A 15,937-nucleotide genomic window follows, 5' to 3' on the forward strand; every position below is an offset into this window, starting at 1 on the left:
TCAGCCGTCCCTACCGGTCGCGGTCAGGTGCAGGCTGAGGCCCAACGTACGCGTCACCTGCAGCACGGTGGCGAACTGGGCCGGGCGCCGGCCGGTCAGCTCGCGTCTCAGCTGGCGGCACGATACGCCGCTTCGTTGCGAGAAATCACGCACGCCTTGTGCGTGCACGATGGCCGCCAGCGTGCGGGCGATGATCTGCGCGTCACCGTCGCTTTCGATGATGCAGGCTTCCAGCAGGGCGGCAACGGCAGCCGGATGACGGAAGCGTGCAGCGAGTTCGAGCAGTTCGAAGGTGGTCTTGTGCGCCGTGTTCCCTGCGGCATCGGGCGGGGGTGGAGGACGGCGTGGGATCGGTCTGGGCGTTGTCGAGCATCGGTGACCTCGCAGCGTGGAAGGCCACCTGCGCGGGAGCGCAAGGTGGCGGACGGTGCGGGTAGCAGTGCCGGCTGACTCAACCATCAAACTGGGCCGGCGGATCGAGGATCCCCACACACCGTCCGCCATGGAGCTGGCAACACGGTGCATTCTCCGCCGTGCCCAGAGGACAACAACAGAGCCAGATGGTTGAATCAAGTTCGGGACTGCTATCCCGGCTGGGCCAACGGGCACCAGCGGGACTATCGTGCGCAGCCGGGGCTGATCGCGTCCATGAGGGAATCTGTGTTTTTCCGGCTGGAGCGTGACGACCAACGGTCGTCACCTACCAGGAGCCAAGGCGCAGGCATGACGGCCAGCGGCCGTCACTACCGGGGGCCACGGCGTGACGACCAACGGTCGTCACCTACCAAGCGCCAGGGCACGGGCATGACGGCCAGCGGCCGTCACTACCCGGGGCCACGGCGTGACGACCAACGGTCGTCACCTACCAAGCGCCAGGGCACGGGCATGACGGCCAGCGGCCGTCACTACCGGGTCAGCGCGTTTCGAAGACGCCGCGGGCTTCGCGCGGTTCGCAGCGCAGGTACTGCGGGGCCGGCACCACGCTGTCGCCGAGTGCAGCGGCGGCGTGCCACGGCCAGCGCGGGTCGTACAGGATGCCGCGTGCCAGGGCGATGGCATCGGCATGGTTGTGGCGCAGGATCGATTCGGCCTGGTCGGGCTCGGTGATCAGGCCCACGGCGATCACCGGCATGCGGCCCTTGGCCTTGATCGCCGCAGCGAACGGCACCTGGTAGCCCGGGCCGATCTCGATCTTCTGGCGTTCGTCCAGGCCACCACTGGAAACATGCAGGAAGTTGCAGCCGCGCGACTCCAGGATCATCGCCACGGTCTCGGTCTGGGTGATGTCCCAGCCGCCAGCAACCCAGTCACTGGCCGAAATGCGCACGCCCACGGCGATCGACGGCGATACCGCCGCACGCACTGCGTCGTACACCTCGATCAGCAGGCGCATGCGGTTCGGCAGCGGACCGCCGTAGCCATCGGTGCGCTGGTTGCTCAGCGGCGACAGGAACTGGTGCAGCAGGTAACCGTGCGCGGCATGCAGTTCGATCAACTGGATGCCCAGGCGCTCGGCGCGGCGTGCGCTTTCGGCGAAGGCTTCGACGATGCCGGCGATCTCCGCTTCGGTCAGTTCGTGCGGGGCCGGGTTGCCGGCGTGGAACGGGCGCGGGGACGGCGCGACCGGCGTCCAGCCATTGTCGTCATCGGCGGGAATCTGCTTGCCGCCTTCCCACGGACGCGACACCGAAGCCTTGCGACCGGCGTGGCCAAGCTGGATGCCGATGGGCATCGTCGACCAGCGGCGCACCGTCTGCAGCACCTTGTCCAGCGCGGCTTCGGTGGCGTCGTCCCACAGCCCCAGGTCGGCATGGCTGATGCGGCCGCGCGGCTCGACGGCGGTGGCTTCCAGGATCAGCAGGCCGGCGCCGGACTGGGACAGGTTGCCCAGGTGGATGGTGTGCCAATCGGTGGCCTGGCCGTTTTCGGCGGAGTACTGGCACATCGGCGCGATCACGATGCGGTTGGGCAGGGTCAGGGGCCCGAAGGTGACGGGCGACAGCAGCTGGCTCACGTGGGGATTCGCAGGGGGAAAAAGACAGGGGACTATTGCAGCGCCGATGGGGTTGGAGATCAAGCGCTGTGTTGGATCACAGGATCGTGCTGGTAGCGCCGAGCCATGGCGCCAGCGCTTCGGCGCAGTCGCGCTCGTCCTTGAAGGCGAGCAGTTCATCGGCACGGGTGCGGCCCCGGTTCAGTGCGGCCACCGGCAGCCCGGCCTTGGCCGCAGCCTGCACGAAGCGGAAGCCCGAATAGACCATCAGCGATGAGCCCACCACCAGCACCGCATCGGCGCGCTGCAGGTGGTCATGCACGGCCGCGACGCGTTCGCGCGGTACGTTCTCACCGAAGAACACCACGTCCGGTTTCAGCAGGCCACCGCAGTGCAGGCAGTCCGGCACGTTGAAGGCGGAGAAATCGGTCTCCAGGTCGGCATCGCCATCCGGTGCGATGCCCGCTTCCAGCGTGTCCCAGCCCGGGTTGGCCGCCATCAGGCGCTGCTGCAGCTCCTCGCGGCCGCTGCGCTGTTCGCAGCCCATGCAACGCACGCGGTCCAGCCGGCCGTGCAGGTCGATCACGTTGGCACTGCCGGCACGCTGGTGCAGCACGTCCACGTTCTGGGTCAGCAGCACCTCCAGCTTGCCGCTGGCTTCCAGCGCGGCCAGCGCGTGGTGGGTGCCATTGGGCACGGCGTGGCCGAAGCGCGGCCAGCCGACCAGGCTGCGCGCCCAGTAGCGCTGGCGGGTGGCCGGTTCGGCCATGAAGGCCTGGTAGGTCACCGGCGGGGTGCGCTTCCACTGGCCATCGGTATCGCGGTAATCCGGAATACCCGAGGCGGTGCTGCAACCGGCGCCGGTCAGCACGAACAGGCGGCGGGCGCGCGTGATGAAATCGGTCAGCGGCTGGTTCATACCTGCTCAGATGGGGGCAGCCCGGCCACCGTGCAAGCGCCGGCTCAGGCGTCCGGCGCGGCTTCAGGCAATGCCGGGACCGCAGTGGGATGGCCTTCGTCATCCAGCGCGATCATCACGAAGTGGCCGCGGGTGCACAGCTTGCGCTCGCCGTTGTGCAGGTCTTCGGCGATCAATTCCACCTGCACCTTCATCGAACTGCGGCCAACTTCCACGATACGGCCGATGGTTTCGACCATCTGGCCGATACGGATCGGCAGCTTGAAATCGACCTGGTCGCTGCGCGCGGTGACCACGGTGCGGCGCGAGTAGCGCGCGGCGGCCAGGAATGCAGCCTTGTCCATCCATGCCAGCGCCTGGCCACCGAACAGCGTGCCCATGTGATTGGTGTGGTTGGGGAAGACGATCTCCGCCATGCGCACTTCGATGGGCGGCACGGTGTCGGGAATGGGGGTCATGGGGACGGGTCGGCTGGGGGGTGAGGCGGATTCTAAGGCAGGTGGCGTGCATGCGGCGCTACACTTCGGATCTCACTGCACTGGGCGCCGAGCCATCGACGCCTCCGATGCCGCAGCGATGCTCCTATCTCAAGAATGACGGGCCGTCCTGCGTATGAACGGGCTGTGCCGTCTGCTGTTCAAGGCTCGCTGCCTGCGATTGACTCAACGTATCAGCACGATGCAGCGACTCCGCCTCAGGCGCACGCAGCGCATCCATCGTATTCATATGTCCTCTGCGATGGGCAGGATCATCGATTGCTCCCTCCACTATGAAGACCCTCTCACCACGAGCGAGGTTGTCTGTCGGGTTGTTGAGGACAACATGGTCAACCCGCGAAAGTCCCTGCTCCTTCGCCAGCACCAACAGGCTCGCGGTCATGCGCTGGCTCGAGTCGTCCCACGGCTTGCCATGCTCGGCATCCAGGCGCTCCACGCCAGCCCTTATCTGCGTGTAAAGAGCACGGTCAGCATCACCGAGCTCCGTTGTTGAACAGGACACGCGAGGCAGTGAAGTCGAGTCGTCGGTGACAGGGCCAGCTCGCTCAGCAACCGCAGTGCGCTCGTTGTCAGATGCTGGCTCCGGCCTACGCCGCCGTTGCGAAGGTGCTATGTGCTGATCGTAGTACGCGCCGTAGTACTGCTCGTATGTCGCATGGGGACCAACAGACGGAGCCTCCGTCTTGAACACCTCAGCAATCTGTCCAAGCGCTTGGCTACGATTGATGCGCCCGGCCTGGAGTTCCACCGCAATGGCTCCATACTGCTGTGGCCGACTTCCCGTACCCGACACGCCAATGTCCGGTCCCCCGGCCGCGACAATTTCGCGTTGGACCTGGACGTTGCTGAGCGTCGCAGCTGCTTCGCCTCGCAACATACTATTTACGTAGGATTGCTTGGAAGTCCGATCCGGGACTTCGGTGAAGAGGTGGTGCCCAACTTCGTGAGAAAGAGAACGTGCGATGCTGGAGCCTTGCCCGATCGCGTTCTCGTCAATGATGATCTTCACACCGGGAGCAAGAGAGGTACCCCCACCGGCTGGTCCCCACTCGATGACTATACCGTCGCGCCTCGCCTGGGAGAGAGCCGCTTGAAGCGTTGGGGACTTCGCCAGCAACGGTACCAACGAGGGGTCAGCCAATGGTGAAGCCGGACGACGTGCGGCGACTGGGCGGCCACCCTCCTGCTGCTGTGGCAGTGCAGATTCTTCAGTGCGCTCCATGGTGTCGCTCCTGCGCCATGACAGGGGATCAGCGCTGACTGATCAATACGTGGGTCAGCGTTTTATGGTCAGGGGCGAGCTCGAGCACGACCTTGGCACCGTTCACCTGCGCGGACCAGTAAGCGCGGGAGCCAGGCGCATCGGGGTGAGGTGGATCGATGGTGGAGTCCTCCCAGATGATTTCCTCGAGCGCGACGCCCGGTGGCGCGACATCAAAGGTCAGCCTTGCAAGCGCAGGATTGTCGGCATCACTTCTCAAGGTGATGTTCCGGACCTCAAGGTCGCCCAACATTCCGCGCTCGCCGGTCCGCTCGTTCGTCAGGCCCTGTCGAGTCGGCTCTCCCAGACGCGTACGAAGCAGTTCGCTCAGCGCATCGAGGTCACTAAAACGCGCCGTAGTCAGACGTTCGATGTCGTTCTTGAATCGCTCCATACCAATGTCACTCGCTGATTTGACGGGCTGTCTTTGGTTCAAGTGATGTGAGGGCATGGGTGGCGCACCGCTCGAACACGCTGACAGGAACAACGCCACAATAGCGAGTGTGAGGCAGCGACACGCGGCGACCAAGGGGCGGCCCTGACATCCATCTGTTGATGAAGAAGCGCACTTTTCGACCCACGTATCCATGAACGGACCTCTCGCGCCAATCCCACTTTCGCAAATCCAGCACGTAGCAATCAAAATCCTTCTTCGCGCGCTCCACGCTGCGGTTCGTTGACCATGACAGAGGGTCAGTGCTGGCTGATCGATACGTAAGTTAGCGTCACGTTGTCAGCGGCGAGCCCGAGCACGACCTTGGCACCGTTAACCTGCGCAGACCAGTAAGGGCGGGAGCCAGGCGCATCGGGATGAGGGGGATTTACGATGGAGTCCTCCCAGATGATTTCCTCCAGCGCGATGCCCGGTGGCGCGACCTCAAAGATCAGGTTCGCATGCGCAGGATCGTCGGCAGCACTTCTCAGCTTGATGTTCCGGACCTCAAGGCCGCCCAACATTCCGCGTTCTGCGATCCGCTCGTCCATAAGATCCTGTCGCGTCGTTTCTCCCAAGTGCGTGTGAAGCTGTTTATTCAATGAGTCGACATCATCAAAACGCACGCTGGTCAGACGCTCGATGTCGTTCTTGAATCGCTCCATACCAGTTTCACTCCCTGGATTGACGGACTGTCTTTGGTTCAAATGATGTGAGGGGCGTGGTGGCGCACCGCTCGAACACGCTGACAGGAACAACGCCACAATCATCAGTGTGAGGCAGCGACACGCGGCGACCAAGGGGCGGCCCCGACATCCATCTGTTGATGAAGAAGCGCACTTTTCGACCCACGTATCCATGAACGGACCTCTCGCGCCGATCCCACTTTCGCGAATCTAGCACGACGTCTGGGGTCAGGCAGGTGACTGACCGTGGACACTCAGCGGCACGGTGTCGGGCTGGTCGGTCATGCATGAGAAAGGGACGGAGCGATTATGTCGCATCCGTCCCTTTTTCAGTGTCGCGCGTTGACGGGTGTGGTTGACGGCCAGCGGCCGTCACTACACCGAGCATGGCTCGGCGCCACCACGGTTACGCGTTACCGATCAGAAGTTCATGTCGAAGGCGACTTCGCCCTTCACGCCGACCTGGTAAGCCGAAGAACGGCGTTCGAAGAAGTTGGTCAGCTCCTGCACGTCCTGCAGTTCCATGAAGGACAGCGGATTGCGCACGTTGTACTTCTTTTCCATGCCCAGGCGGTGGAAATGGTTGTCGGCGCAGTGCTGCAGGTACTGGCGCATGTCGCGGGTGGAAATACCCGCCACGCCACCGGACAGCACGTCTTCGGCGAACTGCACTTCGCACTCGATCGCTTCGGCCAGCATGTCGTACACCTGCTGCTTCATCGCATCGTCGAACAGGTCCGGCTCTTCTTCGCGGATCACGTCCACGCACTCGAAGGCGAACTCCATGTGCGCGCTTTCATCGCGGAACACCCAGTTGGTACCCGACGCCAGGCCGTTGAGCAGGCCACGCGAACGGAAGTAGTACACGTAGGCGAACGCAGCGAAGAAGAACAGGCCTTCGATGCAGGCGGCAAAGCAGATCTGGTTGAGCAGGAACTGGCGGCGCTGGTCGCGCGTTTCGATCCGGCGCAGGTCCTGGATGGAATCGATCCACTTGAAGCAGAAGTCGGCCTTCTTCTTGATCGAATCGATGTTCTCCACCGCGGCGAAGGCTTTGACGCGCTCATCCGGATCCGGCAGGTAGTTGTCCAGCAGGGTCAGGTAGAACTGCACGTGCAGCGCTTCTTCGTACAACTGGCGCGACAGGTACATGCGCGCTTCGGGCGCATTGAGGTGCTGGTACAGGTTCAGCACCAGGTTGTTGGACACGATCGAATCGCCGGTGGCGAAGAACGCGACCAGGCGGTGGATCAGGTGGCGATCGGCCGGCGACATCTTCGAATGCAGGTCGCTGATGTCGATCTGGAAGTTGATCTCTTCCACCGTCCAGGTGTTCTTGATCGCGTTCCGGTACATCTCGTAGAACTGCGAGTAGCGCATCGGACGCAGGGTCAGTTCGAAACCTGGGTCGAGCAGCATCTGGTTGGGTTTATCGGCCATGGTGATTCCTTGTTTCACGGCGACAACGCCGAGCATGGCTCGGCGCTACCGCTTCTACGATGATGTGACGGAGCGTGCCGATTACTGGCACGCCTCGCAGCTTTCCGGATTTTCCAGCGAGCAGGCAATGGCATCGACCGGATCGACGGCGGCAACGTGGCTGCTGACGGTGGTCTTGGCGATCTTGGTGGCCGGACGCGAACGCAGGTAATAGGTGGTCTTGATGCCCTGCTTCCAGGCGTACATGTACATGGACGACATCGCACCGATGTTCGGGCTTTCCATGAACAGGTTGAGCGAGGCGGACTGGTCGATGAAGGCACCGCGGTCGGCGGCCATGTCGATCAGCGAACGCATCGGCAGTTCCCAGGCGGTGCGGTACACGTGGCGCAGCGTTTCCGGGATCTGGGCGATGCCCTGGATGGAACCGTCGGCCAGCTTGATCGCATCGCGCATTTCCGGCGTCCAATGGCCCAGCTTCTTCAGCTCGGTCACCAGGTAACGGTTGATCTGCAGGAAATCGCCGGACAGCGTCTCGCGCTTGAACAGGTTGGACACCTGCGGTTCCACGCACTCGTAGCAGCCGGCGATGGAGGCGATGGTGGCGGTCGGGGCGATCGCGATCATCAGCGAGTTGCGCAGGCCGTGTTCCTTGATCCGCTCACGCAGGGCATCCCACCGCGCGGTGTCTTCCGGCACCACGTTCCAGGCATCGAACTGCAGCTCGCCGCTCGCCGCACGGGTGTCGGCGAAGGACGGGTGCTTGCCACGTTCCTGGGCCAGTTCGACCGAGGTTTCCAGCGCGTGGAAGTAGATGGTCTCGGCGATCTTCTTCGACAGCGCGCGGGCTTCGGCACTGTCGAAGGCCAGGCGCTTGCGGAAGAACACGTCCTGCAGGCCCATGCAGCCCAGGCCGACCGGACGCCAGCGCAGGTTGCCGCGGCGTGCCGATTCGATCGGGTAGAAGTTCAGGTCGATCACGCGGTCCAGCTGGCGGATCGCCAGGCGCACGGTGTCGGCCAGCTTGTCGAAATCGAACTCGCCGTGGCCGTCGAAATGGTTGCCCAGGTTGATCGAGCCCAGGTTGCACACCGCGGTCTCTTCGGCCGAGGTGACTTCCAGGATTTCGGTGCACAGGTTGGACAGGTGGATCACGTTGCCCGGACGCAGGGTCTGGTTGCTGGCGCGGTTGCACTTGTCCTTGAAGGTCATCCAGCCGTTGCCGGTCTCGGCCAGGGTGCGCATCATCCGCGAGTACAGCTTGCGTGCGGAGATGGTGCGGTTGGCCTTGCCCTGCGCTTCGGCCTGCAGGTACGCCGCTTCGAAGGCGTCGCCGAACAGGTCGGTGAATTCGGGGACCACGCGCGGATCGAACAGCGACCATTCCTGGTCGGCCTCCACGCGCTTCATGAACAGGTCCGGGATCCAGTTGGCCAGGTTCAGGTTGTGCGCACGGCGCGATTCGTCACCGGTGTTGTCACGCAGCTCGAGGAAGTCCTCGATGTCGGCGTGCCAGCTTTCCAGGTACACACAGGCCGCGCCCTTGCGCTTGCCCCCCTGGTTCACCGCGGCTACCGAGGAATCCATGGTCTTCAGCCACGGCACGATGCCGTTGGAATGGCCGTTGGTGGACTTGATCAGCGAGCCACGCGAACGCACGCGGGTGTAGCTGACGCCGATACCGCCGCTGAACTTGGACAGCTGGGCGATGTCGCCGTACTTGGAATAGATGGATTCCAGCGAATCCTGCGGCGAATCCAGCAGGAAGCAGGACGACAGCTGCTCGTGGGTGGTACCCGAATTGAACAGCGTCGGCGAGGACGGCAGGTAATCCAGGTTGCCCATGCGCTTGTACAGCGCCAGGGTCTCGGCCACGTCTTCGCTCAGCGCGCTGGCGATGCGCAGGAAGAACTGCTGCGGGGTCTCGATCACCTTGCGGGTGTGCGGATGGCGCAGCAGGTAGCGGTCGTAGAGGGTACGCAGGCCGAAGTAATCGAAGTTCAGATCCAGCGTCGGATCGATCGCATCGTTGAGCTTGCGTGCGTTGATCTGCACGAAGCCCAGCAGGCGGTCGTTGATCAGGCCCACTTCGTGGCCACGGCCGACCGACTGCGAGAACGCGTGGATCTCCTGGTTGGACACTTCCTTGGCGATGAAGTTGGCCAGCAGGCGCGCGGCCAGGCGGCCGTACTCGGGCTCTTCACCGATCAGCAGGGCGGAAGTGCGGATGGACAGCTCATCCAGCTCCTGCGTGGTGGCGCCGTTGTACAGGCCGGAAATGGTGCGGGTGGCCACGCGCATCGGATCGACCGAATGCAGGCCTTCGGAGGAACGCTGCACCGCGCGGACGATCTTGTTCAGGTCCACCAGCTCGGTCGTACCGTTGCGCTTGGTCACACTCATGGTGTTGGCAGTCGGCGGCGACGTAAGCAGGAACTCGCTTTCCTTGTCGATGGTGGCGCTGTTTTCGGTGGTCACGGCGGTGGTCCTCTGGGCGTGAGATGGGATGCACGGCGCGCCTGGGCAGGCACGTTCCGGTGCGGATCAATCCAAGGATGAAAGAAGGGTGTCGCAAAAGGCGCGACAGCGACGGAAAGCCCGCACACCGCACCCTGCAAAACCTGTCATCCGATCAGAGATCACGCAGCCAGCGCCGCACATGTGCACATGCGGCTGTCGGCAAGACGGAAAGGCTCCCGAAAGTACCGTTGCGGGGCAGTGCCGGAGTCCCTGCGGGCAGGGGTCCAGGCTTCCCGTCCGTGCCCTCGACTTGTGGTCGAAGACACCGACGGCCACAAGATAGTGGGGGTAAAGGGGTCCGTCAACGCCAAATGTAGGGATTTCTCCTAATCCCTTGCAGCGCAAGGATCAGCGCTTTCGACCCCGCCCGGCCGCGGCGGCACCCGCCAGAAACGGGTGCGCAGTCAAGGCCGAAGCGCACGATTCTGGCGTGACAGCGGGTCGCGATCAACGCAACAGTGACCCTCACGCAGCGTGCACGAAGCTGGCTGGGGAAGGCGGGTGGCGGTGGACTCAGGCTTTGTGCGCGGTACCCAGGTACTCCGCGCTCTGCATTTCTATCAGGCGCGAGGCGGTGCGCTCGAAGGCGCCCTGCAGGCGGTTGCCGGTATACAGTTCGACCGGCGAGGTGCTGGCGGTGCAGACCAGGTTGACGTGGCGGTCGTACAGTTCGTCGATCAGGTTGACGAAGCGCCGTGCGGCGTCTTCGTTGTTGCGGTCGAAGGCGGGGATGCCGCCCAGCAGCACGGTGTTGAACTCCTGCGCGATCTCGATGTAATCCGAGGGTCCGCGCGGACCTTCGCACAGCGCCGGGAAATCGAACCAGGCGATGCTCTTGCCGCGCCCGCGCACCGGGATCTTGCGGCCTTCGATCTCGATGTTGCCAGCCTTCGCCGGCTGTCCACCACTGAGGTCGGCCCAGCGGCTGGCCAGCCAGTCATCGCTGTCGGCCGCCAGCGGCGCGCGGTATACCGGCGAACGCGTGAGCGCGCGCATGCGGTAGTCCTCGGTGCCTTCGGCATACAGTTCCACACAGTAGCGCTGCAGCAGGTCGATGGCCGGCAGGAAGCTGTCGCGCTGCAGGCCGTTGAGGTACAGGTTCTCCACCGCCGTGTTGGAGGTGGTCACCAGGGTCACGCCCTCGGCGAACAGGCGCTCCAGCAGGCGCGCCAGCAGCATCGCATCGCCGATGTCGGTGACGAAGAATTCGTCCAGCACCAGCACGCGCAGCTTGCTGCGCCACTCCTGTGCGATCTTCGCCAGCGGATCGCTCTGCCCCTGGTGCTCGCGCAGGCGTTCGTGGATGCCGCGCATGAAACGGTGGAAGTGCGTGCGGTACTTCTGCTGGATCGGCAGCCCGTCGTAGAACAGGTCCACCAGGAAGGTCTTGCCGCGGCCAACGCCGCCCCAGAAATACAGGCCCTTGACCGCTTCGGGCTTCTTGAAGAACGACGACAACCGGTCCAGCCAGCCGTCGTCGGCATCTTCCAGCAGCGCCAGGTGGATGCGGTCCAGCTCGGCCAGCGCGGCGTGCTGGGCCGGGTCATCCTGCCATTCGCCGCGCGCCACGCCCTCGGCATAGCGCCGCGAAGGGGTCATCACCGCCTCGCTCATGCCGCCGGGTCCGCTTGCAGCGGCAGCCAGCGCTTCACCCCGTGGGTGATCGCTCCGCGCAGGTCGATCAGCTTGCGATGGAAGAAATGGCTGGTGTCGGGCATGCGCACCAGCTCATGCGGCGCGTCCACGCTGTCCAGCCAGTCGTACACCGCCTGCGGATCGACGATTTCGTCCTGCTCGCCCTGGATCACCAGCCACTGTGCCGGCGGCTGGATGCCGCCGAAGTCCCAGCGCCCGGCCGGCGGGGCGATCGATACCAATGCCTGCGGCTGCACGTCCGCCGTGACCTTCAAGGAAACGAAAGCACCGAAACTGAAGCCCACCAGCCACAGTTGGTCGTCCGGGCGCTGATCGCGCACCCACGCCACCACGGCCTTCAGGTCGTCCTGTTCGCCGTTGCCGTGGTCGAAGCTGCCGGCCGATTCGCCGACGCTGCGGAAGTTGAAGCGCACGGTGGTCACGCCGAGGTCGCGCAGCGTGTTGGCGGCCATGGTGACCACCTTGTTGTGCATCGTGCCGCCCTCGGTGGACAGCGGGTGGCAGACGATGGCGGTCACCGGCTGGGCCGGCACCTCCGGCTTGGGCAGATCAACGGCGACGTCCAGCGGACCGACCGGTCCGGCAAGCACGAGGGTGTCCGACTGCGGGGGGAAAGGAGGATTGCGCATGGCAACATGATAGCGTCCCCCACCCGTCCCCTGCTCCCGGCCCCCATGTACTTCCTTGTCTTCGCGGTGATCTGCAGCGTTCTGGTGTCGGTGCTGCTGAAACTGGCGCGCCGCCGGCAGCTGGATGTCAGCCAGATGGTCACCTGGAACTACCTGGTGGCCGCGGCGATGACCGGCCTGGTGCTGCGCCCGCCGCTGGCCTCGCTGCACTCCAGCCAAGCGCCGTGGGCGGCCCTGCTGGCGCTGGCGGTGATCCTGCCTGCGATCTTCCTGGTGCTCGGTCGCGCGGTGGCGGTGGCCGGCATCGTGCGCAGCGACGTGGCGCAGCGGTTGTCGCTGCTGCTATCGCTGCTGGCGGCGTTCGCGTTCTTCGGCCAGACCGCCACGCCGTGGAAGCTGGCAGGGCTGGGCCTGGGCCTGGTGGCGATGCTGGCCATCAGCGTGCGTCCGCGCGGCCCGGCAGTGGACGCCGCGCCGGCAGGCTGGCGCTGGCTGATCGGCGTATGGATTGGGTTCGCGGCGGTGGACATCCTGCTGAAGAAGGTCGCGCTGTCCGGCACCCCGTCGATGGCTGCCTTGCTGGTGTGTTTCAGCCTGGCCTTCCTGTTGATGCTGGCCCTGCAGCTATGGCGCCATGCCCGGCGCCGCAGCCGGCTGGCGTGGCGCAACCTCGGCGCCGGTACACTGCTCGGCCTGCTCAACGGCGGCAACATCCTGTTCTACGTGCATGCGCACCAGGCCCTGCCCGACAGCCCGGCCACGGTGTTCGCCGGCATGAACATCGGCGTAGTGGTACTGGGCGCGCTGGTCGGCGTGTTCGGCTTCGGCGAACGCACCAGCCGGTGGAACCGGTGTGGGCTGGCACTGGCGGTGCTGGCGATCGGCCTGATCGCGCGCGGGTGACGTCAGCGCCACGCAAATAGGTTGCTACACCGATGGACCAAAAAATCCATCGATAAATCTGATGTTGCGACCGGGTTCGCAGTCGTGGCGCCACTGGCTGCGGACCGATCCCTACAGTGCAGATGTCCTGATCTATCCGAAGGCATTGGCATGAAACATCAGAACAAGCCGTGGCATTCCGTCGGTCTGGCGTGCGCCCTTTTGACAGGCTGCAGCACAGCCGGCTACGCGCAGTACGCCGACACAATACCGGCCTACCCGCTGGACCCGTCCACGACCGTGGAGTACCCGCCGCCGCCGCCCTACAACCCGTATGCTGAAACACGGCCCGCGCGTCCCGTCGTCGCGCCGCCTTACGATTACAACCCCTACGCGGAAACCATCCAGATCGCCCCGCCGGCCGACCGCTCCTCGCAACTGGTCAACTGCGGCAGCAAAGACCGCCGCTACGTCCGCTGCGAGGTCCAGTTGTCCCACAAGGACAGCGTGCACCTGGTACAGCAGCAATCGCGCTCGCCCTGCGTGCAGGGCCGCGATTGGGGCCAGGACCAGGGCGCCATCTGGGTCTCCAATGGCTGCCGGGCCACGTTCCGGATCGAGCGCTATTACTGGCGTTGACCGCCTGGCGCGGGACGTCGCCCGGTCATTCCCGGCGACGCCTCAGCGATCAAAGCCAAGCAGCAGCGGATCGTGGTCGGAACTGCGCCACGGGCCCTCGACGTTGCGCTGCTGGTAGCCGCTGGCGTCCATTTCGTCGGCGTTGCTGTGCCATTCGGCCGCACCGGCCAGGCGACGGGCCATGCCGGCATTGAGCAGCGCGTGGTCCAGCCGTCCGCTGTAGCCGTTGTAGACGTAGCTGTAGGGACGTTCCACCTTGGCCACCGCGAAGGCGTCCTGCCAGCCGGCGCTGCGCAGCGCGCGGATCGGGTCTTCCATCGCATACGCGTTGAAGTCGCCCAACAGCACCGCATCGCGGGCGCCGGTGCCGGTCGGGTCGCCCTGCATCCAGGCGTTCAACTGCTGGGCCGAGGCAACCCGCGTAGCGTTCCAGCAGCCCTGGCCGTCGTTCTGGTCGGCATCGGCACCGCTGGCATCGCGGCAGCCCTTCGACTTGAAATGGTTGGCGACCACCATGAAGGGCGCACCGCCCTTGGCCTGGAAGGCCTGCGCCAGCGGCACCCGGCTGTGTTCGACGAAGGTACCGCCCTCCAGCGTGGCCGGCGTGCCGAGCGCGGTCAGCCGGCTGGCGCGGTAGATGATGCCGACCCGGATCGGGTTCTCGCCCGGGCCCTTGCCGGCATCGACGAAGCGCCAGTCCCCATGGCTGCCGGGGGCGGCATTGATCGCATCGACCAGCGTGGCGATGGCCGACTGCGGCCCGTAGCCATCGTTCTCCAGCTCCATCAGCGCCGCCACGTCCGCATCCAGCGGGCCGATGGTGGCGATCAGCTTGTTCAGCTGTGCGTGGTGTTCGTCCAGTGTCCTGGCCCCGCGCAGGGTGGGGAAGCCGCCGCCCTTGCCGTCGCCGTTGAAGAAATTTTCCAGGTTGAACGCGGCCACCTTCAACGAACCCTGCACCTGCGGCACCGCCGGACGCTGCAGCGCAGGCAGGTCCAGCGCGCGGCCCAGCTGCAGGCTCGGTCGCCCCTCGGCGTCCACGCGTACGCGGCCTTCCACGCCCCGCAGCTGCATGCCGGTGCGCAGCACCGCGTCGCTGGCCAGGTAGGGCACCTGCTGCGGGTCGCGCACGTCGCTTCCATCATCCAGCAGCAGGCGTCGGCGCTGGTTGTCGGCCATCACCTGGCTGTAGCCAGCGCTGCCCGGCACGGCCACTTCGGTGGGTTGCCACAGGCGGCCTTCGAAGGCCACGGTGAGCTGGCCGAAACGCTCCAGGCCGTCGGTGCCGGCGAGGGTGAGCGGGGCGGCGATGCGGACATACTTGCCATCCAGCGCGCGCCAGTCTGTCGGCGCACGGGCCAGGGTGAGGGTGGCGCCCTGCGGGCTGGCCAACTGGCCCGGCATCGCCTGCGGCGCGGTCTGCGGCTGCAGCTGCGGCTGGGCAAAGGCGGGGGAAACGGACAAGGCCACGGCAAAGGCAAGCAGGCAACGGCGCATCGACAACGGCTCCAGACAGTTACAGCGGCAACGGAAGGGGAATGCCGCCACTGTAACCACAAAACATGAAAGCCTGATGCGTCTTGCCGCCGGTGGCCGCAAGCGGCAAAGAAGGGGTCCAAAGAAGGGGTCAGAGTCAGAGTCAGGGGTCAGAGTCCTGACTCTGACCCCTGACTCTGACCCCTGACTCTGACCCCTGACTCTGACCCCTGACTCTGACCCCTGACTCTGACCCCTGACTCTGACCCCTGACTCTGACCCCTGACTCTGACCCCTGACTCTGACCCCTGACTCTGACCCCTGACTCTGACCCCTGTCTTACTTCAGGTTGCCGATCATCCAGTCGACCGTGGCGTGCATCTGCGCTTCGGTCAGTGCGGGGTTGCCGCCCTTGGGCGGCATGATGCCGCCGTCCGGTCCGGTGTAGCCCTCGATGGCGTGCTTGTAGAGGGTTTCCTTGCCCTGCGCGATGCGCGCATCCCAGTGCGAATGATCCAGCGTGGGGGCCAGGCCGACACCGGTGGTGTGGCAGGCGGTGCACAGGTTGTCGTAGATCACTTTGCCGTCGGTGGTGCCGCCGTAGGCCACCTGCGAGGCGGCCTTTGCCAGCGCGGCCGCCTGGGCCGCGGCCTGCGCCGCAGCGCCGGTGCTGCCGGCGTAGACCGCACCAGCCGGGGCGATGCGCTGGCCGGTACGCAGCGCGGCCGTGGGCGATACCTCGGCGGGAATCCGCGTGTGCAGCCAGGCCGCCAGGAAGATCAACCCCAGGGTGATCAGGGCCAGCAGGCCGATGACCATGGAAAAGCGTTTCAGGAACTCAAGATCATGATTCCGCACTCTTCGTTACCCCTGGCTGATAGTCGATGGACCACGGCTGAGCGTATG

15 protein-coding genes are annotated in these 15,937 nt (G+C 65.1%); 2 read left to right on the forward strand and 13 right to left on the reverse strand.

Translation table 11 applies throughout. The features are described from left to right. The 11 genes from QE373_RS17405 to QE373_RS17455 form a co-directional block, all read right to left on the reverse strand. A complete protein-coding gene (locus QE373_RS17405; protein ID WP_309688973.1) occupies positions 1-459 on the reverse strand; it encodes a hypothetical protein in 459 nt (152 codons plus the stop codon). Between the two features lie 454 nt (positions 460-913). Continuing rightward, complete coding sequence (locus tag QE373_RS17410; protein ID WP_080335134.1) at positions 914-2,014, reverse strand: NADH:flavin oxidoreductase/NADH oxidase; 1,101 nt, start codon at positions 2,012-2,014, stop codon at positions 914-916. 76 nt (positions 2,015-2,090) lie between these two features. Further along, on the reverse strand, positions 2,091-2,912 hold the full coding sequence (locus tag QE373_RS17415) for an NAD-dependent protein deacetylase (protein WP_309688989.1): 822 nt from the start codon (positions 2,910-2,912) through the stop codon (positions 2,091-2,093). 44 nt (positions 2,913-2,956) lie between these two features. Then, on the reverse strand, positions 2,957-3,370 hold the full coding sequence (locus QE373_RS17420) for an acyl-CoA thioesterase (RefSeq protein ID WP_123699900.1): 414 nt from the start codon (positions 3,368-3,370) through the stop codon (positions 2,957-2,959). Between the two features lie 124 nt (positions 3,371-3,494). Further along, the gene (locus QE373_RS17425) at positions 3,495-4,418 is read right to left on the reverse strand and encodes an XVIPCD domain-containing protein (RefSeq protein WP_309688994.1); all 924 of its coding nucleotides are present in this window, start codon (positions 4,416-4,418) and stop codon (positions 3,495-3,497) included. A 241-nt stretch (positions 4,419-4,659) separates the two neighbouring features. Continuing rightward, on the reverse strand, positions 4,660-5,064 hold the full coding sequence (locus QE373_RS17430; RefSeq protein WP_309688997.1) for a hypothetical protein: 405 nt from the start codon (positions 5,062-5,064) through the stop codon (positions 4,660-4,662). Between the two features lie 299 nt (positions 5,065-5,363). Next, the gene (locus tag QE373_RS17435) at positions 5,364-5,768 is read right to left on the reverse strand and encodes a hypothetical protein (protein WP_123699903.1); all 405 of its coding nucleotides are present in this window, start codon (positions 5,766-5,768) and stop codon (positions 5,364-5,366) included. A 441-nt stretch (positions 5,769-6,209) separates the two neighbouring features. Further along, positions 6,210-7,229 (reverse strand): ribonucleotide-diphosphate reductase subunit beta, encoded by a 1,020-nt coding sequence (locus tag QE373_RS17440; RefSeq protein ID WP_057507585.1) that lies wholly within the window; start codon positions 7,227-7,229, stop codon positions 6,210-6,212. 81 nt (positions 7,230-7,310) lie between these two features. Continuing rightward, on the reverse strand, positions 7,311-9,707 hold the full coding sequence (locus tag QE373_RS17445; protein ID WP_057507586.1) for a ribonucleoside-diphosphate reductase subunit alpha: 2,397 nt from the start codon (positions 9,705-9,707) through the stop codon (positions 7,311-7,313). A gap of 555 nt (positions 9,708-10,262) precedes the next feature. After that, on the reverse strand, positions 10,263-11,363 hold the full coding sequence (gene zapE / locus QE373_RS17450) for a cell division protein ZapE (RefSeq protein WP_123699904.1): 1,101 nt from the start codon (positions 11,361-11,363) through the stop codon (positions 10,263-10,265). After that, a complete protein-coding gene (locus tag QE373_RS17455; RefSeq protein ID WP_309689004.1) occupies positions 11,360-12,034 on the reverse strand; it encodes an alpha/beta fold hydrolase in 675 nt (224 codons plus the stop codon). Before QE373_RS17455 ends, zapE begins: the two co-directional genes overlap by 4 nt. Before the next feature lie 45 nt (positions 12,035-12,079). On the opposite strand from QE373_RS17455, the gene QE373_RS17460 reads away from it, so the two are divergent. Further along, positions 12,080-12,937, forward strand: a complete 858-nt coding sequence (locus QE373_RS17460) for an EamA/RhaT family transporter (RefSeq protein ID WP_309689007.1) — start codon at positions 12,080-12,082, stop codon at positions 12,935-12,937. A gap of 150 nt (positions 12,938-13,087) precedes the next feature. Then, entirely contained in the window at positions 13,088-13,555 is a 468-nt protein-coding gene (locus tag QE373_RS17465; protein WP_309689009.1) for a DUF3011 domain-containing protein, read from the forward strand. A gap of 42 nt (positions 13,556-13,597) precedes the next feature. Here QE373_RS17465 and QE373_RS17470 read toward each other — a convergent pair whose 3' ends face one another. Together QE373_RS17470 and QE373_RS17475 are read right to left on the reverse strand one after the other, a co-directional pair. After that, on the reverse strand, positions 13,598-15,052 hold the full coding sequence (locus tag QE373_RS17470; RefSeq protein WP_309689011.1) for an ExeM/NucH family extracellular endonuclease: 1,455 nt from the start codon (positions 15,050-15,052) through the stop codon (positions 13,598-13,600). 318 nt (positions 15,053-15,370) lie between these two features. Beyond that, positions 15,371-15,889: a c-type cytochrome gene (locus QE373_RS17475; RefSeq protein ID WP_057507592.1), complete on the reverse strand. Its 519-nt coding sequence runs from the start codon at positions 15,887-15,889 to the stop codon at positions 15,371-15,373. Between the last annotated feature and the right edge of the window lie 48 nt (positions 15,890-15,937).

This window comes from Stenotrophomonas sp. SORGH_AS_0321 (genome assembly GCF_031453215.1).
Classification (GTDB): Bacteria; Pseudomonadota; Gammaproteobacteria; order Xanthomonadales; family Xanthomonadaceae; genus Stenotrophomonas; species Stenotrophomonas chelatiphaga.

Coding starts and splice junctions, on each gene's coding strand:
- QE373_RS17405 (WP_309688973.1), bottom strand. CDS start 459: ATGGTTGAGTCAGCCGGCACTGCTACCCGCACCGTCCGCCACCTTGCG.
- QE373_RS17415 (WP_309688989.1), bottom strand. CDS start 2,912: ATGAACCAGCCGCTGACCGATTTCATCACGCGCGCCCGCCGCCTGTTC.
- QE373_RS17420 (WP_123699900.1), bottom strand. CDS start 3,370: ATGACCCCCATTCCCGACACCGTGCCGCCCATCGAAGTGCGCATGGCG.
- QE373_RS17430 (WP_309688997.1), bottom strand. CDS start 5,064: ATGGAGCGATTCAAGAACGACATCGAACGTCTGACTACGGCGCGTTTT.
- QE373_RS17435 (WP_123699903.1), bottom strand. CDS start 5,768: ATGGAGCGATTCAAGAACGACATCGAGCGTCTGACCAGCGTGCGTTTT.
- QE373_RS17440 (WP_057507585.1), bottom strand. CDS start 7,229: ATGGCCGATAAACCCAACCAGATGCTGCTCGACCCAGGTTTCGAACTG.
- zapE (WP_123699904.1), bottom strand. CDS start 11,363: ATGAGCGAGGCGGTGATGACCCCTTCGCGGCGCTATGCCGAGGGCGTG.
- QE373_RS17455 (WP_309689004.1), bottom strand. CDS start 12,034: ATGCGCAATCCTCCTTTCCCCCCGCAGTCGGACACCCTCGTGCTTGCC.
- QE373_RS17460 (WP_309689007.1), top strand. CDS start 12,080: ATGTACTTCCTTGTCTTCGCGGTGATCTGCAGCGTTCTGGTGTCGGTG.
- QE373_RS17465 (WP_309689009.1), top strand. CDS start 13,088: ATGAAACATCAGAACAAGCCGTGGCATTCCGTCGGTCTGGCGTGCGCC.
- QE373_RS17470 (WP_309689011.1), bottom strand. CDS start 15,052: ATGCGCCGTTGCCTGCTTGCCTTTGCCGTGGCCTTGTCCGTTTCCCCC.